This window comes from Burkholderia sp. KJ006 (genome assembly GCF_000262695.1).
Taxonomy (GTDB): Bacteria; Pseudomonadota; Gammaproteobacteria; order Burkholderiales; family Burkholderiaceae; genus Burkholderia; species Burkholderia vietnamiensis.
In genome coordinates, this window is the sequence record NC_017921.1 from 902533 (window position 1) to 920781 (window position 18249).

Below are 18249 nucleotides of genomic sequence, written 5' to 3' on the forward strand. Positions count from 1 at the left end.
TTCGCACCTGTCGGCGTGATCCGGGGCCGGATGACGCCGAATCGATTCAAACGCGCGCGGCGATTTTTTTCGGAATATCGGCGATGGGAGCAATTCGGCCGGGAATTGTATTTTTTATAATTTCAATGGGTGTGTAGCGGTTTCGTTTTTTGAATTCGGCTATTCACGCATGCCGCGCACGACCGGCCGCGCTCGCGCGCCGGCGGTTGCCGATGCCGCACCGGGCACGCGCGGCGCCGCCGGTTTTCTGGCACCATCTGACGGCTTCTTCACGCGCGGTCACGGCCGCGCGCACGGCCGGTCAGGCTGGACGATTCGAACCATCATGGAGACACCGCGATGCGCGCAGCGCCGCCACCGCAGCATGCCGCCCGCGCACGGGCGGGCGCCGGCACGGCCGAAGCCGACCGGATGGCCGCTTGGCGGCTCGCGGTCCGGCTGTCGCTCGGCAGCGCGATCGCGCTGGGGCTCGCGCGCTTTTCGTATGCACTGCTGTTGCCGCCGATGAAGGCCGATCTCGGCTGGTCGTTCGCCGAGGCCGGCGCGCTCAATACGGCCAACGCGGCCGGCTATCTGCTCGGCGCGCTCGTCTTTCCGTTGCTGTCGCGGCGCTGGCGCGCGGGTACGCTGCTCACCGCCGGCTGCGTGCTCACCGTATCGCTGATGGCCGCTTGCGGGCTGGTGTCGGGCACCGACGCGCTGCTCGCCGCGCGCGTCGCGACGGGCATCGGCAGCGCGCTGATCTTCATCAGCGGCGGCGTGCTGGCCGCGCGGCTCGCATCCGCGTCGCCACGCGACGCCGGGCTGCTGCTCGGCCTGTACTACGGCGGCACCGGCTGGGGGATCGTCGCGTCGTCGCTGCTGGTGCCCGCGACGCTCGTGCATCGCGCGCACGGCTGGCAGCCGGCCTGGTTCGCGCTCGCACTCGCTTGCGTGCTGTTCTCGGCGGCGGCCGTGTCGGCCGCGCGCCGCATCGAGCACGCGCACGCGGCAGCCGCCGTGCGACGCGACGCCGCCGCGCCGGCCGCGATCGCCGGCCCCGCGCGCTTCGCGTTCGCGCTCGCGGGCTACGGGCTGTTCGGCGTCGGCTACATCGGCTACATGACGTTCATCGTCGCGCTGCTGCGCGGCGCCGGGATGAGCGGGACGGTGGTGGCCGCGTTCTACGTGATGCTCGGCGTCGCGACCGTCGTGTCGGCACGGCTATGGTCGACGCTGCTCGACCGGATGCGCGGCGGCCAGGCGCTCGCGGTGCTCAATGCGTTGCTCGGCGTGGCGACGCTGATGCCCGCGCTGTTCGTTCATCCGGCAGCCGCGTTCGCGTCGGGCGTGTTGTTCGGCGCGACGTTCCTGTCGGCGGTCGCGTCGACGACCGCGTTCGTGCGTCACAACCTGCCGCCGCAAGGCTGGGCGAAGGGTATCAGCGCGTTCACCACGGTCTTCGCGTTCGGACAGATCGCCGGGCCGGTCGCGATCGGCTGGGTGTCGGACAGCGCGGGCCTCGCGCGCGGGCTCGTCTATTCGGCGCTGACGCTGTTCGCGGGGGCTGGGCTGGCGGCGGCGCAGCGGGCGTTGCCGCGCCGCTGATCGCCGGCGCGCGGCCGGCGCGCACCGCGTCCGCGGAGGATGGCCGCGGCGCCGGCGATGGCGCACCCCCAACCCTCGACACTCACCGCTCGATCTGCCGATTCCAGCGCGTATCCCACTGCGTGCGATGCGCGTTGATCGCGGTCCAGTCGACCACCGTCACCTTGTGCAGCAGATCGTCGACGTTGCCGAGGCTCTGCTGCATCGCGGCGGGCATCTTCGCGAGCCGGTTGGTCGGGATCTGCCTGCCGGCCTCGGCCGCCTTCGTCTGCGCGGGGGCCGACAGCAGGAACTGCGCGAGCTTCTGCGCGAGTTGCGGGTCCGGGTTGTTCGCCACCACGCACAGGTCGACCAGCAGCAGCACCGGCCCTTCCTTCGGGTTCGCGTAGGCGACCGGAATGCCTTTGTCCTGGAGATCGCCGACACCGGTCGGGGTCAGCGGGAACAGGCCGGCTTCGCCGGTCTGCACCATCTCGGAGATCTTCGCCGAGTTCGGAATGTACTCGACGACGTTCGGGCCGACCGTGCTCGCCCACTTGCTGAAGCCCGGCTCGACGTTCTGCTCGCTGCCGCCGAGCAGCCGGTTGATCGCGAGGAAGCCGTGCAGCCCGAAGGTGCTGCTCGATGCGGACTGGAACACGACCTTGCCCTTGTATTTCGGATCGGCGAAATCGAGCCACGACGTCGGCGGCGCCCAGCCCTTTTCCGCGAACAGTTTCCGGTTGTACGCGATGCCCGTCATGCCGAGCTGCACGCCCGCGCCGACGTCGTCCTTCATCCGCGCGAACGGATACAGCTCCTTGAGCACCGGCGAATCGTCGAGCTTCTGGCACACGCCGAGGCTCACCGCGCGCGCCATCACGCCGTCGTCGAGGAACGCGACGTGGATCTGCGGCTTGTTGCGATTCGCAAGCAGCTTCGCGAGCACGTCCGACGACGTGCCGGGCACGACGACGACCTTCACGTTGTTCGCCTTCTCGAACTCGGGCAGCACCTGGCTCGTATAGGCCTTCTCCATCGGGCCGCCGTTCATGCCGACGTAGATCGTCCTGGTTTGCGCGGACGCGGGCGCGACGGCGCACGCGATGCAGAGGGCGGCCGCCGCCGCGATCGTTGCGGGCAGTTTCATCGTTGGGTCTCCTGTTGACGGATAGGGGCGCTCGGCGCGGCTTCGCGGAAGAAGCGGCCGATCGAGAATGCACTGAGCGGCGTGGCGGTTTCGCCGGCCGTGACGAGGTCGGCGAGCACTTCGCCGACGCCCGGCGCGAGCAGGAAGCCCCCGCCGGAAAAGCCGAACGCATGCAGCAGCTTCGGTGTCGTACGGCTCGCGCCGATGACGGGGTTGTGGTCCGGCGTGCAGCCTTCGACGCCGCTCCACGTGCGGATCAGCAGCGCGTCGCGCAGCGCGGGCAGCAGCGCGCACGCGTCGCGCATCACCGCGCGCGTCGTGTCGACCGACGGCTGGCCGAACTCGCCGTCGCCGCGGCCGCGTCCGCCGCCGATCACGCAGTTGCCGCGCGCGACCTGCCGCGCGTATACGCCGCCGCCGTACACGCCCAGGTTGTGCGTGATGAACGGCGGCAGCGGCTCGGTCACCCACATGTTCGGGTAGATCGGCTCCATCGGCACCGCCTCGCCGAAGCGTTCGGCGATCGTGTTCGCCCACGCGCCGGCCGAGTTGATCAGCCACGTCGCGACGCATGTGCGCGCGCCCGCATGGATGTGAAACTGCGTGCCGTCGTGTCGCACGTCGTCGACGGGCGCGTGTTCGAACACGTCGGCGCCGGCCGCGCGCGCCGCGCGCGCAAACGCGGGCGACACGATGCGCGGGTTCGCGTGCCCGTCGGTCGCGCACAGCGAGCCGCCGAGCGCCGCGCTGCCGAGCCACGGGTAGCGGCGGCGGAACGCCGCGCCGCGCATCACTTGCAGCGGCAGGCCGTGCTCGCCGGCGAGCGTCGCGTATGCATCGAGCGCGTCGAGATCGGCGTCGCTGCGCGCGAGCCGCAAGTGGCCGGACACGACGAACTCGCCGTCGCTGCCGATCAGCTCGGGCAGCCGATCCCAGATGCGCCGCGCGCGCAGCGCGAGCGGCAGCTGTTCGGCCGGGCGGCCCTGGCAGCGCACGCCGCCGTAGTTGACGCCGCTCGCCTGCGCGCCGCAATCGCGGCGCTCGAACAGCGCGACGCGCAGCCCGCGCCGCGTCAGCGCGAGCGCCGCCGACGCGCCCACCAGCCCGCCGCCGACGATCGCGACATCGTAACGGCTGCGCTCATTCATCGCGCGCCTCGTCGGGAATCGTCGCGACGTCGTCGCCCGCGAGCGCGGCTGCGATCGGAAACGGTTTCACCGGCGGTTGCGCGCGCAACCGTCCGACCTCCGCCAGCGGGCGGCCGGTTTCGGCGGCGAGCACGCGCGCGGCCGCGTCCGCGCACATGCGGCCCTGGCAGCGGCCCATCCCGGCACGCGTCAGCGCCTTCAGCCGGTTCAGTTCGGTTGCTGCGCCGTCGCGAACACAGCGGCGCAGCGTGCCCGCATCGATCTCCTCGCAGCGGCACACGATCGTGTCGTCGGGGCAGCGTGCGGCGAGCTCGGCCGGCGGCGCGAACGCCGCCTCGAGGCCCGCGCGGAACGCACCGAGCCGCGCCAGCGTGCGCTCGAGCGCGGCCGCGCCGGGCTTGCCGGAGGGCGAGCCCGACGCGAAGCCGGCATCGTCGAGCAGTGCGAGCGCCGCGCGCCGGCCCGATGCTTCGGCCGCGTCGGCGCCCGCGATGCCCGCGCCGTCGCCGGCGACGTAGACGCCGCGCATCGACGTGCGGCCGGCCGCGTCGCGCTCCGGCAGCCACGCGCCGCTCAGCGGATCGAAGCGGAACCGGCATCCGGCGAGATCGGCGAGCTGCGTTTCGGGGCGAAGCCCGAAGCCGAGGCCGAGCGCATCGCAGTCGAGCATGTGCGCGTCGCCGTCGGCCGCGCGCCACGCGAGCCCGCGCACGTGCTGGTCGCCGAGCACGCGCTCGAGCGTCACGCCGGTTTTCACCGCAACGCCGTGCGCGCGCAGCCAGCCGATGTAATACAGCCCCTTCGCGAAGGTCGTCGGCATCCGCAACAGCGCGGCGGCGGCGGCCGTCTGCTGACGCAGCGGGCTCGTATCGAGCACGGCCGCGACCTGCGCGCCGGCTTTCGCATATTGATAGGCGACCAGATACAGCAACGGCCCGGTGCCGGCGAACACGACGCGGCGGCCGATCGCGCAGCCCTGCGCCTTCAGCGCGACCTGCGCGCCGCCGAGCGTGTAGACGCCCGCGAGCGTCCATCCGGGCACCGGCAGCATGCGGTCGGTCGCGCCGCTCGCAACGATCAGGCGCGAAAACGGCACCGTCACTTCGCGGCCGTCCTGCAGCGTGTCGATACGGCCCGTGCCGCACGCCCACGCGAGCGTGTTCGGCCGGTAGTCGACGTGCGGCAGCAGCGCGGCCATGGTGCGGTGCACGGCGTCGGCCTTCGCGGCGTCGAAGCCGTACAGCGTGCGCTTGCCGCGCGTGAACGCGTGCCCGGCCGGCGGCTGCCGATAGATCTGCCCGCCCCAGCGTGCGTTCTCGTCGATCACGACGGGGCGCAGCCCCGCGTCGACCAGCGCCTCGGCAGCGCGCACGCCGGCCGGCCCCGCGCCGACGATCACCGGCTGCAGCGCGGCCGTCACGACGCGGCTCCGGTCGCGGCCGGCTGCACGGCCGTCGTCACGAGGCGCATGCCTTCGGCGATCGGCGTGGAGCACGCGCGCAACCGTGCGCCGGCCTCGGTGCGCACCCAGCAGTCCTGGCACGCGCCGATCAGGCAGAAGCCTGCGCGCGGCTGGCCGCTGAATTCGCTCACGCGCACGCGGCGCCGCGCGACGAGGATGGCGGTGAGCACGGTATCGCCGGCGAGCGCGTGCGCGGCGCGGCCGTCGAGCGTGAACGCGACCGCCGTGCGTCCATGTTCGGCGACGCGCACGAACTGCGCGCCGTCGTCGGCGATATCGGTGGAGCGGGAAGCGGAAGTCGTCATCAATGTTGGCCGATCAGGATGCGGTTCAGGCCGTACACGCGATCGAGCAGCAGCATCGCGCCGGCGGTGATGAAAATGACGAGCGCCGACACCGACGCCATCATCGGGTCGATCGATTCGGTCGCGTACATGTACATGCGCACCGGCAGCGTGACCGTCTGCGGCGACGTGACGAAGATCGACATCGTCAGCTCGTCGAAGCTGTTGATGAAAGCGAGCAGCCAGCCGCCGGTGATGCCCGGCACGATCATCGGCAGCGTGATGCGGCGGAAGATCGTCCACGGGTCGGCGCCGAGCGAGCACGCGGCCTGTTCGATGCTGCGGTCGAGCCCCGCGACCGACGCGAGCACGAGCCGCATCACGAACGGCGTGATGACGATCGTGTGCGCGAGCACGAGCCACGCGAACGAGCCGGTTGCGCCGATCAGCGCGAACAGGCGCAGCAGCGCGATGCCGAGCACGAGGCCGGGAATCACCAGCGGCGACAGCAGCAGGCCGTTCACGAACGCGCGGCCGGGGAACGTCGCGCGCCCGATCGCGAGGCCTGCCGGCAGGCCGAGCGCGAGCGACAGCGTCGCCGACGCGAACGCGAGCTTCACGCTGTTGGCGAACGCCGTGATGAAGTCCGGATAGTCGAGGATCGCGCGGAACCAGCGCAGCGACAGTCCGTGCGTCGGCAGCGTCAGCGTTTCGTCGGGCGTGAACGCGACCAGCACGACGATCGCGAGCGGCGCGAGCACGAACAGGATCACGAGCGTGTGGAACGCCAGCGCGACAGGGCCGTTGTTTCTCATCGGGAAGCGCCTCCGAGGCTGCGCGCGTAGCGGCGTTCGAGCACGCGGTAGTAGGTGAGCATCACGACGAGATTCGCGACCAGCAGCAGCACGGCGATGGTCGCGCCGAGCGGCCAGTTCAGCGAGCCGAGGAATTCGTCGTAGACGGCGGTGGCCGCAACCTTCAGCCGGCGTCCGCCGAGCAGGCCGGGAATCGCGAACGCGCTCGCCGACAGCCCGAACACCATCAGGCTGCCCGACAGCACGCCGGGCATCAGCTGCGGCACCACGATGCGCCGCAGCGTCGTGAACGGCGATGCGCCGAGCGACAGCGCCGCGTGCTCGGTTTGCGGATCGAGCCGTTGCAGGGCCGTCCACGCGGGAATCACCATGAACGGCAGCATCACGTGGACGAGCGCGATCACGATCGCGAACGTCGTGTACTCGAGCTTGTACGGCCCGAGCCCGACGAGCGCGAGCGCCTGGTTCGCGAGGCCGCCCGTGTTGAGCAGCATGCTCCAGCCGAATGCGCGCACGACCACCGAGACGAGCAGCGGCGCGAGGATGACGAGCAGGAACAGCGAACGCCACGGGTCGCGCATCTTCGACAGCACGTACGCCTCCGGCGTGCCGATCGCGACGCAGATCGCGGTGGTCAGCGCGGCGATGCCGAAGGTGCGCGCGAAGATCGCGTGGAAGTACGACGAGCCGAGCACCTCCGCGTAGTGACCGAACTGGAACGCGGCGCTCGGGCCGGTGGCCGGATCGAAGCGGTAGAACGTGAGCGCGAAGGTCATCGCGAGCGGCGCGAGCACGAGCGCCGCGAACAGCGCGAACGCCGGCGCGCACATCAGCCACAGCGGCGCATGGGCGCGCCACGTCGCGCGCGGCGGACGCGGGGCGGCCGCGCGTGCCGGCGGCGTAGCGGCGCTCGTATTGGTGCTCGTGCTCGTGCTCGTGCCGCGTTGCGCGGGATCGGCAGGCAGCGGGCGGGCAGGCTGTGCCATTCATGCCTCCCCGCGCATCACGCGCACCGCGTCGCTGTGCCAGTCGACGCCGACCGGCGCGCCTTCCTCGAGTGGCTCCGCGCCTTCGTTCTGGCAGCACACGAGCACTTCGCCGAGTGCGCTGTCCACGCGGTACAGCCACTGGCTGCCGAGGAAGAAGCGGCTCGTGACGGTCGCGGCGAAGCGGCCCGCGCCCGGCACGCACAGCCGCAGCTTCTCGGGGCGGATGCATACCGACACGGCGTCGCCGACGCGCACGTCGCGCTCGTGCATCCGCAGATGCGCGGTGCGGCCCGTCTCGGCGAGATCGTGGCCGAGGTCGATGCGAATCGCATCGCCGTCGTGCGCGACGACCGTGCCGGGCAACAGGTTCGCCTTGCCGATGAACTGCGACACGAAGCGGTTCTCCGGGCGTTCGTACGCGTGGTACGGCGTGTCGGTCTGCGTGATGCGGCCGGCTTCCATCACGACCACGCGGTCGCTGATCGACAGCGCCTCGGACTGATCGTGCGTGACCATGATCGTCGTCGTGCCGATCTTGCGCTGGATCGCGCGCAGTTCGAACTGCATGTCCTCGCGCAGCTTCGCGTCGAGGTTCGACATCGGCTCGTCGAGCAGCAGCACCGGCGGCTCGATCACCACCGCGCGCGCGATCGCGACGCGCTGCCGCTGCCCGCCGGACAGCTCGCGCGGAAAACGCTGCGCGAGCGCATCGAGTCGCACCAGCGACAGCGCCGCGCGGATGCGCTCCGCGCGCTCGGCCTTGTCGACGCCGCGCATGTCGAGGCCGAAGCCCACGTTCTGCTCGACGCTCATGTGCGGAAACAGCGCATAGCTCTGGAACACGATGCCGAGGCCGCGGCGATTCGGCTTCATGTGCGTGATGTCCTGCCCGTCGAGCGCGATGCGCCCGCGCGTCACGTCGACGAAACCGGCGATCATCTGCAGCGTCGTGGTTTTGCCGCAGCCCGACGGCCCGAGCAGCGACACGAACTCGCCTTGCTCGACCGACAGGTTGACGTCCGCGACGGCGGTGAGCTCGCCGTACGTTTTCGTCAGATCCGTAAGCGTGAGAAACGACATGGGAGGCTCCGGTTCGCACACCGGAGCGCCGGTGCGTCATTGACGCGGACTCTAGCCAGCCATATTTCGGCGCGTCAATTTCGAATTCTGCTCAACGAGAGGAATTTCGGAAGAATTCCGGTGAACGGAATGAATCGACGAAGCGGGTGCGATTCGTTCCGTTGGATGAAGGGCGGCCGTACCGCGAAAAACGCGCGTCAATCCCGTGCACACCCGGATGCCCGCGGTTTTTCGGCGGGACGACAATGGCGGCTCACCCTATTCCATTCAATGAAATCATCGAGGAGCGCCGGTATGCAGGAACCCGATTCGCGCGGAACGTCGGCGGAAGCGCCCGTGCGGCAGCCAGACGACGCGACCGGCGCAGCGGGCGTCGGCATGCTGCAGCGTGCGTTCGCGATCCTGCGCGCGCTGGCGGGCATGCAGCAGGACGGCGTGCGCGTCACGCACCTGGCGAAGGCCGTCGGCCTCACGCAGGGCACCGCGCATCGCATCCTGCAGTCGCTGATCGCCGAGCGCATGGTCGAGCAGGACGAACAATCGAAGCTGTATCGGTTGAGCGTCGACTTCTTCGCGCTCGCCGCGCTGGCCGGCAATCCGAGCAGCATGCGCACGCTGTGCCGGCCCGCGTTGCTGCGGCTGTGCGCGAGCCTCGGCGAGACGATCTTCCTGCTCGTGAAGAGCGGCTTCGACGCGGTGTGTCTGGACTTGTGCGAAGGGCCGTTCCCGATCCGGTCGTTTACCGGCGACATCGGCGGGCGCATCGCGCTCGGCGTCGGGCAGGGCAGCCTCGCGATCCTCGCGTTCCTGCCGGAAGCCGAGCGCGAGGAGGTGATCCGCTTCAACGTGCCGCGTATCCGCGGCTACGGCGTGCTCGACGAGGTGTACCTGCGCACCGAGATCGAGCGCGTGCGCGAGCTCGGCTACGCGGGCCGCAACAGCGGCGTGCTCGACGGCATGGCCGGCGTCGCGGTGCCGATCCTCGATCGCACCGGCTATCCGGTCGGCGCGCTGAGCGTCGGCACGCTGGCGTCGCGGCTCGGCGACGACCGGATGCCGATGGTCGTCGAACTGCTCAGGCGCCAGGCCGACGCGATCGGCCCGCGCACGAATCCGTTCGATGCCGCGCTGCGGCGGCCGATGCACGGGCTGTCGGGGAACGGCGGCTAGAGGCGGTGCGCGGCGGCGCTGCGGCGCGGCCGGTTCCGCGGTTGGGCGTCGCCTGCCGGTCACGGTTCACCGCTCGCGCGCCATCAGTGTGCCATTCGTGTGCCATCAGGCCGTCGCCGCGCCGTGCAGACGGAACTGCGCGACGGCATCGCTCAGCCGCGCGCCCTGATCGTCGAGCGACAGCGCGGCCGCCGCCGCTTCTTCGACGAGCGCGGCGTTGCGCTGCATCGTCTGCTCCATCTGGATCACGGCCGCGTTCACCTGCTCGATGCCGGCGGTCTGCTCGTCGAACGCGGTGCTGGTCTCGCTCATGATCGCGTTGACGCGCTCGACCGCGGTGACGAGTTCGGACATCGCCGAACCGGCGAGCGCGACGAGCGCGCTGCCGTCCTCGACACGCTGCGTCGAGTTGCCGATCAGTTCGCGGATTTCCTTCGCCGCCGACGCGCAGCGCTGCGCGAGCCCGCGCACCTCGGTCGCGACGACCGCGAAGCCGCGGCCCTGTTCGCCTGCCCGCGCGGCTTCGACGGCGGCGTTCAGCGCGAGGATGTTGGTCTGGAACGCGATGCTTTCGATCACGCCGACGATGCCGGAGATCCGCGCGGAGCTGGTGGAGATCGCCGACATCGTTTCGACGACGCGCCGCATCGCGTCGCCGCCGCGCGCCGCGATGCCGGCCGCGCCCTGCGCGTAGGTGCGGGCATCGCGCGCGTTGTCCGCGTTCTGGCGCACCGTCGCGGTCAACTGCTCCACGCTTGCCGCAGCTTGCTGCAGCGAGACGGCCTGCTGTTCGGTGCGCGTGGACAGATCGACGTTGCCGCTCGCGATCGTGCGCACGTCGCCGACGATCGTCTCCGTGCTCGTGCGTACCTGGGTCACGGTGTCGACGAGGCCGGCCTGCATGCGTTTGAGTGCCTTCAGCAGATAGGCCATTTCGTTTTCGCCGCGGATCGCGACCGCGCCGGTCAGATCGCCTTTGGAGATCCGGTCGAACTGATCGACGGCCAGATGGATCGGCTCGATGATCGCCTTCGCCAGCACGCGCTGCGCGACGAAGCCGACCAGCAGCGCGAACGCGGCGACGCTCGCCATCGCCCAGACGATCCGGTGAAAGCGCGCGCCGGCTGCGTCGTAGCGCGCCTTCTGGCGCGTGACCTGGAACGATTCGAGCGCGTCGATCGCCTGCTGATAGGCGGTGAACAGCCCGGGCGGCGCGGTGCGGTGCGTTTCGAGGAAGTCGAAGGCGTTGTCGTGGTCGAGCTGCGACATCGCCTTGAGGAACACCTGATCGAGCAGCATGCGGCGACGTGATTGCAGCGTGTCGAACAGCGCCTGCTCGTCGGCGTCGCGGGCGTGCAGTCGCGTGTACGCGTCGAGTTCGTCGTTGCTTTGCTGGAGCAGCGTATGGAGCTGCGCGATTTCGGCGTTGGCCGGCTGGCCGGCGCTGATGATCTGCGCGACGTCGCTCACGCGTTCGCGCAGCACGAGCATCCGCTCGGAGCTGGTCTTCAGATGCAGCAGCGACGCGGTGTCGTCACGGTACATCGCCTCGAGCGAATGGTTGCCCGCGTAGAGCGCGGCGATGCAGGCGCCGACCACCAGCAGGAGCAGCACGGTGTAGCCGGCGATGGTCGCGACGAGGCCGCCGCGGATGCTGAGTTTGCGCATGACGTTCCCTTGCCGGCGGTCGAACGGCGGCCGACGGGCGATGTGGATGGCGGATCACGAACGACGACGGGCGCCGCGTCGAAGCTCGGGGCGCCGGGGTTACGAACGCGTTAACGGCGGGTGGGGCGCGGAGGTTTTATCCGTATGCGACGTGGATATGGATGGATGCGACAGGTGGGGCGCCTGCGTTCGGTTGAGGGTGGGGCGGGGTTGTTGGTATGGCCGATCGTGCTGCGGGCTGGAAAGTCGTTCGAATCTCGGCAGGGGATTCCGCTGAATCGGACGGTGGTGAATCGCTTCGTGGCAGTGAGTGGATTCAGCACGTGGGCGTGGAACGACGATGGATGGATTTGATTGAGATGCGCCAGGCGGTGTGTTGGCGATGCCGCATTCGCGGCGGCGGTGGTAGGTGTGAAATAGATGCGACAAAATGGTGGCCCAACAGCCATACGCGTCGCTCGTGGCCTTCATGCGAGCTTCGAACACGATCGCCCGTTCCGACTGATTCATGAATCGATACGCCATCATCATTGGGCTTGCCCTGGTCGCCTGCGCCTGCTCGAAAAAGGAAATGCCGGGGACCGCTTTGCCCGACATGAGCGCCGTGCGCACGAATCTCGCTTTCAGCTGCACGCATCAGGCGGATCACCTGCCGCCGCTTGATCCACAGGCGGACGGCCTGTTTCGCTACGCGCGGTTTTTGGAGAAGCAGGACGGCACGAAAGATTTCAACGAGGTGGCGCGCTATTACCGGATCGCGGCGGCACATGGACACTACAAGGCCAATCAGAATCTCCAGTCGCTGATTTCCGACGGTTTGGCCGATTCACCCGATGCACCGAAGGAAACGGTGGAGCTTGCCGTGCGACTGATCCAACAAGGCATCCCATCGGGCTACTACGACATCGGTCACTATCTCGAAACCGGATATGGACTGGGACAGGATGCCGAGACGGCACTGCGGTATTTCCGAAAGGCGGCCGATCTTGGAAACCCGGAGGCGCAGGCGTATGTGGCGCAATTACTGGCGCCGCTTGATAAGGCTCCGGAGATTGCCAGACAGATGCGCCAGTGTGCTACGGACCAGGGATCTGGTGAGGCCGCAAGCGCGTTGGGTATCGATTTGAGCGGCGATAAGCTGTATCCGGACGCGGTAAAGGCCTTTCAAAAAGGAGTGGAGGCGGGCAGTATTCAGTCAGCTTCCTTTCTGGGTAACGGCTTCAAGGCCCCGCCGCAAACCGACGGTTTATATTATCTCGCGCTGACCAATGATTCAGAGCGCTCGCGGAGATACCGCGCGATTCTGGAATTCCTGCGCTCGAACGACGGCCGCAACCCCAAACTCCCCGACATCGACAAAATCGTGCCCCTTCCGCCCGCAAAGCTCCCCCGGTGGGACGGCACATTCGAATGGCAGAAGGAGCAGGACGCCGCCGCCTCGCCACCGAAGCCGTCGGAAGCGACGGTCGATGCGATGGCGAAGGCCTACAATCTGGATCCGAAAACCGGTTTCCCGCTGTAAGAGAAAACCGGCAAGACATTGAATACCTGAACGAGGCAACGACAAATGACGCGATACATGATCCTCGACGGCGATCACACGACCGTGGCCGGAACCGTCCGCGCAACGGCAACGCCGTTCGAGCTTGGCGGCAGACACATCGCTCATGAAGGCGACGACGTGATCTGTCCCGCGTGCAAAACCGTCGGCAAGATTCAATGTGTCGGCCCGCGACAGCCGATGACGGGGCCGGACGGGCGGCCTGTGGCATTGAGCGATGACCTTTGTATCTGCAAGTGCGCCCCGCCGCCGAAGCTGGTCCCGTCTCAGCAAATGATGTCGGTCGACGCGTGACGGTACGCAAGGCCGCCAATCGCATGGTGGTCGATACGTTCACGTCGCCACCGATGCGCGCCGCAGCGGCCCACGCGCCATATCGTCGAACTTGCCCGCTCAGCACGCCGCGCCGGTAATGCGCACCATGCTGCGCCGATAACCGGCGGGCGCGAACGCGGCGTTCAACGCGGCCATCGCCGCGACCACGCCGGCATGCGCCCACCACGCGATCGCGAAGCCGCCGCCCGCGTCGCGCAGCCAGCCGATCAGCCACGGGCTCGCGGCCACGATCAGGAACCCGACACCCTGCACGAACGCGGCAAGCGCACCGGCGAGTCGTGCGTCGGGAAGATGGTCGAGCGTGACGATCAGGCTCATCGAGAAGAAACCGCCGAGCCCGATGCCGACGCTGGCGACCCACAGCCATGGCGCAAGCGCGGGCATCGCCGCGAACCCGGCGAAGCCGGCCGCCTGCAACGCCAGCGTCGCCCATAGCACCGCACGCCGATCGTGCGCCCGTTTCGCGAGCAGCGGCATCGCCAGCGCGCCGGCCGCCTGGAACAGCGCCATCCATGCAAGCAGGTTGCCGCTCGCCTGCGCGCTCATGCCAGCGCTGCGATAGAACGCCGGCAGCCACGCGACGACGCTCGCATAGCCGCTGTTGCAGAGACCGAAGAACAGCGCCAGCTGCCATGCGCGCGGCACCCGCGCGAACGCGGCGACCGACGCCGGCACCGTGGCCGCGTGCGCTGCATGCACTGCATGCGCTCCGTGCGCTGCGTCACGGGGCGCATGCGTTCGCCACAACGCGAGCGTGACGAGCGCGGGTACGGCCCAGACGGCCAGCGACAGACGCCAGCCGCCGTGCGCGGCGAGCCACGGGCTCGTCATCGCGCCGAACGCCCCGCCGCCGACGAGCGCGGCCGAATAGACGCCCATCGCGAGCGGCAGCCGATCGACGAACCAGCGCTTCGCGAGGCCCGGCGTGAGCGCCTGGATCACCGCGACCCCTGCGCCCGCGACGATCGCGGTGACCACCAGCCCGCTGCCGCTGCCCGCCCACAACCGCGCGGTGCAGCCGGCGGCGATCAGCACCAGCGCGACCGTCAGCGCGCGTCGTTCGCCGACGCGCCGCGCGAGTCCCACGCCGACCCCGGCGACGATGCCCATCAGCACGAACGGCAGGGTAGTCAGCAGCGCAGCCGCGCGAAAGCCGAGGCCGGTGTCGCTGCGCACGAGGTCGAGGACGGGGCCGAATGCAGTGAGGAACGGACGCAGGTTGATGCCGGCCAGCACCAGCAGCGCGAGCGCGCCATACGACATTGAAGCGGCGTGCGGACGGCAGGCGGCTTGCGCGGTGCAGCGGTCGGTCATCGAATTGCTCCAGGACGGGGCCTGCGGCCCCACGATGCGATGCCGAAAGGGTAAAGCTGCGCTGCGCCGCTTGAAAATTAAATATTCGACTGCCTGTCAGTGGGGAATCCGATGGCGCGTCCACGCCGCACGACAGCGCGCATGGGCGACGCCGCACCGCTACATGGCCGGCGCCTGCGCTGCACGAGCCTGCTCGCGCGCAGCGACGAGCGAACGGATGCTTGCGCGATCGGCCGCCGTCGTCGGCGTGAAGATCACGAGGCTCAAGTCCGCACGGCCGATCACGGCGAACGCCGAGTATTCGAGCGTGATCCGCCCCGCGTGCGGATGGCGGATCTCCTTCGTTCCTTCGTCGTGCGAGCGGATATCGTGGTCGCGCCACAGCGCGTCGAATTCGGCGCTCGTCGCGCGCATCTCGTCGATGAAGGCCTGGACGGCCTGGGTCGCGCCGCCGCGCGCGATGTCGGCGCGGAACGCGCCCACCGCGAACCGCGCGACGCGGTCCCAGTTCGGTTGCGCGTCGCGCACGCGCGGATCGACGAAGATCAGCCGCAGGATGTTGCGCGCGGCCGGCGGCAGCGTCGCATAGTCGGTCAGCGTCGCGGCGGCCGCGGCGTTCCATGCGACCACGTCCCAGGTCGCCGTGCGCACGATCGCGGGGCTCGCGTCGAGCGCATCGAGCACGTGCTGCAGGCGCGGCGTCACGCCGCTGCTCGCGTGATAACGCACTTCGGGCGGATGGCCGACGCCGAGCAGGAACAGATGCTCGCGTTCGGCGTCGTCGAGCAGCAAGGCACGGGCGAGCCGATCGAGCACGTCGGCCGACGGCGCGCCGCCGCGCCCCTGTTCGAGCCACGTGTACCACGCGGTGCTCACGTGCGCGCGCTGCGCGACTTCCTCGCGCCGCAGGCCCGGCGTGCGGCGCCGCGTCGACGGCAGCCCGAGCGCGGCGGGGTCGAGTTTCTCGCGGCGGTCCCGAAGGTACGCGCCGAGCAGGTTGTCGGGGGCGTCAGCCATAGCCTGTTAGTTCGTTTACCGGTAAACCGTCACGTCTTCACCGCGCGCGGCGGCCGGCAGATAGTAAGCCTCCAACTCATCCGGAGGTGTTGAACATGCGTGTCTTCGTTACTGGAGCGTCGGGTTTCGTCGGCTCCGCGGTCGTTGCCGAACTCGTGGCCGCCGGGCATGCGGTGCTCGGCCTCGCGCGTTCCGACGCCGCCGCGGCAGCGATTGCGGCCGCCGGCGCGCAGGTGCATCGCGGGTCGCTCGAGGATGCCGACAGCCTGACGCGCGGCGCCGAGTCCGCCGACGCGGTCATCCATACGGGATTCAATCACGACTTCTCGCGCTTCGCTGAAAACTGCGAATTCGACCGCCGCGCGATCGAGACGATCGGCGCGGTGCTGGAAGGGTCGGCGCGGCCGCTCGTCGTCACGTCGGGGCTCGCGCTGGTGGCACCGGGCCGCGCGGCGACCGAGGACGATCCGCACGTGCCGGTGTCGGCGGCCTATCCGCGCGCGTCGGAAGCGACGGCGCACGCGCTCGAAGCGCGCGGCGTGCATGCGTCCGTCGTGCGCCTGCCGCCGTCGGTGCACGGCGACGGCGACCACGCGTTCGTGCCGCGCCTGATCGCGTTCGCACGCGAGCGACGGGTATCCGCTTACGTCGGCGAGGGCGAGAACCGCTGGCCGGCCGTGCATCGGCTGGACGCGGCGCGCGTGTACCGGCTCGCAGTCGAGCGCGGTGCGCGCGGCGCGCGCTACCACGCGGTCGACGACACGGGCGTGCCGTTTCGCGAGATTGCGACCGTGATCGGCCGACGGCTCGATCTGCCCGTTGCGTCGATCTCGGCCGAGCAGGCGCGCGAGCACTTCGGCTGGTTCGCTATGTTCGTCGGAATGGATGCGCCCGCAACCAGCGAGCGCACGCGCGCGGCGCTCGGCTGGGCGCCGACGCAGCCGGGGCTGTTGGCCGACATCGACCGGCCGCAGTACTTCGCGAGCTGACGCACGCGCGAGCAGCGCATGCGGCGCGCGTGTCGCGGCGCATCGCTGCATCGCTGCGATGACGCTTCGATCCCTGGACATTCGGGCGCACGGGTAGTCGGGCACCCGGATGTTCGGACTGTCAGACGCCCGTGCCGAACCGCCGAACCGCCGAACCGCCGAACCTACCGGCCGCCGTAAGGCACTCCCTGCACCGACCGGCTGCGGTCACGCCGTCGAACCCAAACCTTTCGATCGTGCGCCGCCGCCGGCGCACACCGCCCCTCATTCCACCGGATGCAGATCCTGCAGCAGCGTCGGCACGAGTTCGGACACGGTCGGATGGATATGCATCGCGCGGCTGATGGTCGTATAAGGCGCGCGCGCGGCCATCACGTCGAGCAGCCCGTGCACGACTTCGTCGCCGGTCACGCCGAGGATCGACGCGCCCAGCAGCGCGTGGTCGTCCGCATCGACGATCACCTTCATGAAGCCGAGACTCTCACCTTTTTCGACCGCGCGGCCGACGCGCGTCATCGGCCGCGTGCCGACCAGCAGCCGGCGGCCGGTCTGCCTCGCCTGCGCGAGCGTCATCCCGACGCGGCCGAGCGGCGGATCGATGTACAGCGCATAGGCTGGAATGCGGTCGGACACTTTGCGCGGATCGTCGTCGAGCAGGTTCGCCGCGACGATCTCGTAGTCGTTGTACGCGGTGTGCGTGAACGCGCCGCGTCCGTTGCAGTCGCCGAGCGCCCAGATGCCCGGGACGTTGGTGCGCAATTGCTCGTCGACGGCGATGTAGCCGCGCGAGTCCGTCGCGACGCCGGCCCGTTCGAGGCCGAGATCGTCGGTGTTCGGCACGCGGCCCACTGCCAGCAGCAGATGCGAGCCGGCCACTTCGCGGCCGCCGCCGTCGCAATCGAGGCCGACCACGACGCGCTCGCCGTCGCGTCGCGCGCGCAGGCAGTTCGCGCCGAGCTGCACGTCGATGCCTTCGCCGGCGAGGATCTCCTGCACGGCCTGCGAGACGTCGTCGTCCTCGCGCTGGATCAGGCGCGGCCCTTTCTCGACGATGGTGACCCGCGCGCCGAAGCGGCGGTACATCTGACCGAACTCGAGCCCGATGTAGCTGCCGCCGACGATCACCAGATGCTCGGGCACGAAATCGACGTCCATCATCGTCGAGTTGGTCAGGTACGGCACCGTGTCGAGACCCGGTATCGGCGGAATCTGCGCGCGGCCGCCGACGTTGATGAAGATCCGCTCGGCCTGGAGCAACGCGTCGCCGACGCGCACCGTGTCGGCCTGCTCGAAGCGGGCATGACCCTGCAACACGGTCGTATGGTCGAGCCCGCGCACCCATTGCTCGACGCCGTGGTTCGAGCGGCCGGCGATCGCGTCCTTGCGCGCCTTCACGGCCTTCATGTCGACGCTGACCGGGCCGGCCGACACGCCGTATTCGTGCGCGCGCCGCGCGAGGTGCGCCGCGTAGGCGCTGGCGATCAGCGTCTTGGTCGGAATGCAGCCGGTGTTCACGCAGGTGCCGCCGAACCGGCCGCGCTCGACGATCGCGACTTTCATGCCGGCGCCCGCGAGGCGCGCGGCGAGTGGCGGCCCGGCTTGCCCGGTGCCGATGACGATCGCGTCGAAGTGTTGCGTCATGACGTCCTCCTGCGCTGGTTCAACGTGGGAACGGAGCGCGCAAGCCGCATGCCGGGCCG

Annotated in this window: 16 protein-coding genes; 5 read left to right on the top strand and 11 right to left on the bottom strand. The window is 69.6% G+C overall.

Going from position 1 to position 18249, the window contains the following annotated elements; translation table 11 throughout:
• The first annotated feature begins 339 nt into the window (after window positions 1-339).
• The gene (locus tag MYA_RS18115; protein ID WP_014724492.1) at window positions 340-1587 is read left to right on the top strand and encodes a YbfB/YjiJ family MFS transporter; all 1248 of its coding nucleotides are present in this window, start codon (window positions 340-342) and stop codon (window positions 1585-1587) included.
• An 82-nt stretch (window positions 1588-1669) separates the two neighbouring features.
• On the opposite strand, the gene MYA_RS18120 is transcribed toward MYA_RS18115, so the two are convergent.
• Genes MYA_RS18120 through MYA_RS18150 form a run of 7 tightly spaced genes read right to left on the bottom strand, consistent with a single transcriptional unit; the run spans window position 1670 to window position 8494 of the window.
• Window positions 1670-2716, bottom strand: coding sequence for an ABC transporter substrate-binding protein (locus MYA_RS18120; RefSeq protein WP_011881405.1), 1047 nt, complete (start codon window positions 2714-2716; stop codon window positions 1670-1672).
• Window positions 2713-3864 carry an NAD(P)/FAD-dependent oxidoreductase gene (locus MYA_RS18125; protein WP_011881406.1) on the bottom strand — a complete coding sequence of 384 codons (1152 nt, stop codon included), beginning with the start codon at window positions 3862-3864 and terminating at the stop codon, window positions 2713-2715. The genes MYA_RS18120 and MYA_RS18125 overlap by 4 nt, the downstream gene beginning before the upstream one ends.
• On the bottom strand, window positions 3857-5284 hold the full coding sequence (locus MYA_RS18130) for an FAD-dependent oxidoreductase (protein WP_014724493.1): 1428 nt from the start codon (window positions 5282-5284) through the stop codon (window positions 3857-3859). Before MYA_RS18130 ends, MYA_RS18125 begins: the two co-directional genes overlap by 8 nt.
• The gene (locus MYA_RS18135) at window positions 5281-5631 is read right to left on the bottom strand and encodes a (2Fe-2S)-binding protein (RefSeq protein ID WP_014724494.1); all 351 of its coding nucleotides are present in this window, start codon (window positions 5629-5631) and stop codon (window positions 5281-5283) included. The genes MYA_RS18130 and MYA_RS18135 overlap by 4 nt, the downstream gene beginning before the upstream one ends.
• Window positions 5631-6425 carry an ABC transporter permease gene (locus MYA_RS18140; protein ID WP_011881409.1) on the bottom strand — a complete coding sequence of 265 codons (795 nt, stop codon included), beginning with the start codon at window positions 6423-6425 and terminating at the stop codon, window positions 5631-5633. The genes MYA_RS18135 and MYA_RS18140 overlap by 1 nt, the downstream gene beginning before the upstream one ends.
• Window positions 6422-7411: an ABC transporter permease gene (locus MYA_RS18145; protein ID WP_014724495.1), complete on the bottom strand. Its 990-nt coding sequence runs from the start codon at window positions 7409-7411 to the stop codon at window positions 6422-6424. Before MYA_RS18145 ends, MYA_RS18140 begins: the two co-directional genes overlap by 4 nt.
• The gene (locus MYA_RS18150) at window positions 7412-8494 is read right to left on the bottom strand and encodes an ABC transporter ATP-binding protein (RefSeq protein ID WP_014724496.1); all 1083 of its coding nucleotides are present in this window, start codon (window positions 8492-8494) and stop codon (window positions 7412-7414) included.
• 294 nt (window positions 8495-8788) lie between these two features.
• On the opposite strand from MYA_RS18150, the gene MYA_RS18155 reads away from it, so the two are divergent.
• Complete coding sequence (locus MYA_RS18155; protein ID WP_014724497.1) at window positions 8789-9664, top strand: IclR family transcriptional regulator; 876 nt, start codon at window positions 8789-8791, stop codon at window positions 9662-9664.
• 105 nt (window positions 9665-9769) lie between these two features.
• Here MYA_RS18155 and MYA_RS18160 read toward each other — a convergent pair whose 3' ends face one another.
• The gene (locus tag MYA_RS18160) at window positions 9770-11332 is read right to left on the bottom strand and encodes a methyl-accepting chemotaxis protein (RefSeq protein ID WP_014724498.1); all 1563 of its coding nucleotides are present in this window, start codon (window positions 11330-11332) and stop codon (window positions 9770-9772) included.
• A 508-nt stretch (window positions 11333-11840) separates the two neighbouring features.
• On the opposite strand from MYA_RS18160, the gene MYA_RS18165 reads away from it, so the two are divergent.
• Together MYA_RS18165 and MYA_RS18170 are read left to right on the top strand one after the other, a co-directional pair.
• Window positions 11841-12854 (top strand): DUF6396 domain-containing protein, encoded by a 1014-nt coding sequence (locus MYA_RS18165; protein WP_148278582.1) that lies wholly within the window; start codon window positions 11841-11843, stop codon window positions 12852-12854.
• 45 nt (window positions 12855-12899) lie between these two features.
• On the top strand, window positions 12900-13187 hold the full coding sequence (locus MYA_RS18170) for a PAAR domain-containing protein (RefSeq protein WP_014724501.1): 288 nt from the start codon (window positions 12900-12902) through the stop codon (window positions 13185-13187).
• Between the two features lie 99 nt (window positions 13188-13286).
• On the opposite strand, the gene MYA_RS18175 is transcribed toward MYA_RS18170, so the two are convergent.
• Window positions 13287-14543: a cyanate transporter gene (locus tag MYA_RS18175; protein WP_014724502.1), complete on the bottom strand. Its 1257-nt coding sequence runs from the start codon at window positions 14541-14543 to the stop codon at window positions 13287-13289.
• Window positions 14544-14702: 159 nt separating this feature from the next.
• A complete protein-coding gene (locus MYA_RS18180; protein WP_014724503.1) occupies window positions 14703-15560 on the bottom strand; it encodes a helix-turn-helix transcriptional regulator in 858 nt (285 codons plus the stop codon).
• Window positions 15561-15655: 95 nt separating this feature from the next.
• Between MYA_RS18180 and MYA_RS18185 the strand changes: the two genes are divergently transcribed.
• Complete coding sequence (locus MYA_RS18185; protein ID WP_014724504.1) at window positions 15656-16549, top strand: SDR family oxidoreductase; 894 nt, start codon at window positions 15656-15658, stop codon at window positions 16547-16549.
• Between the two features lie 264 nt (window positions 16550-16813).
• Here the strand turns inward: MYA_RS18185 and MYA_RS18190 are convergent, their stop codons facing one another.
• A complete protein-coding gene (locus MYA_RS18190) occupies window positions 16814-18190 on the bottom strand; it encodes an FAD-containing oxidoreductase (RefSeq protein WP_011881419.1) in 1377 nt (458 codons plus the stop codon).
• Window positions 18191-18249 lie beyond the last annotated feature (59 nt).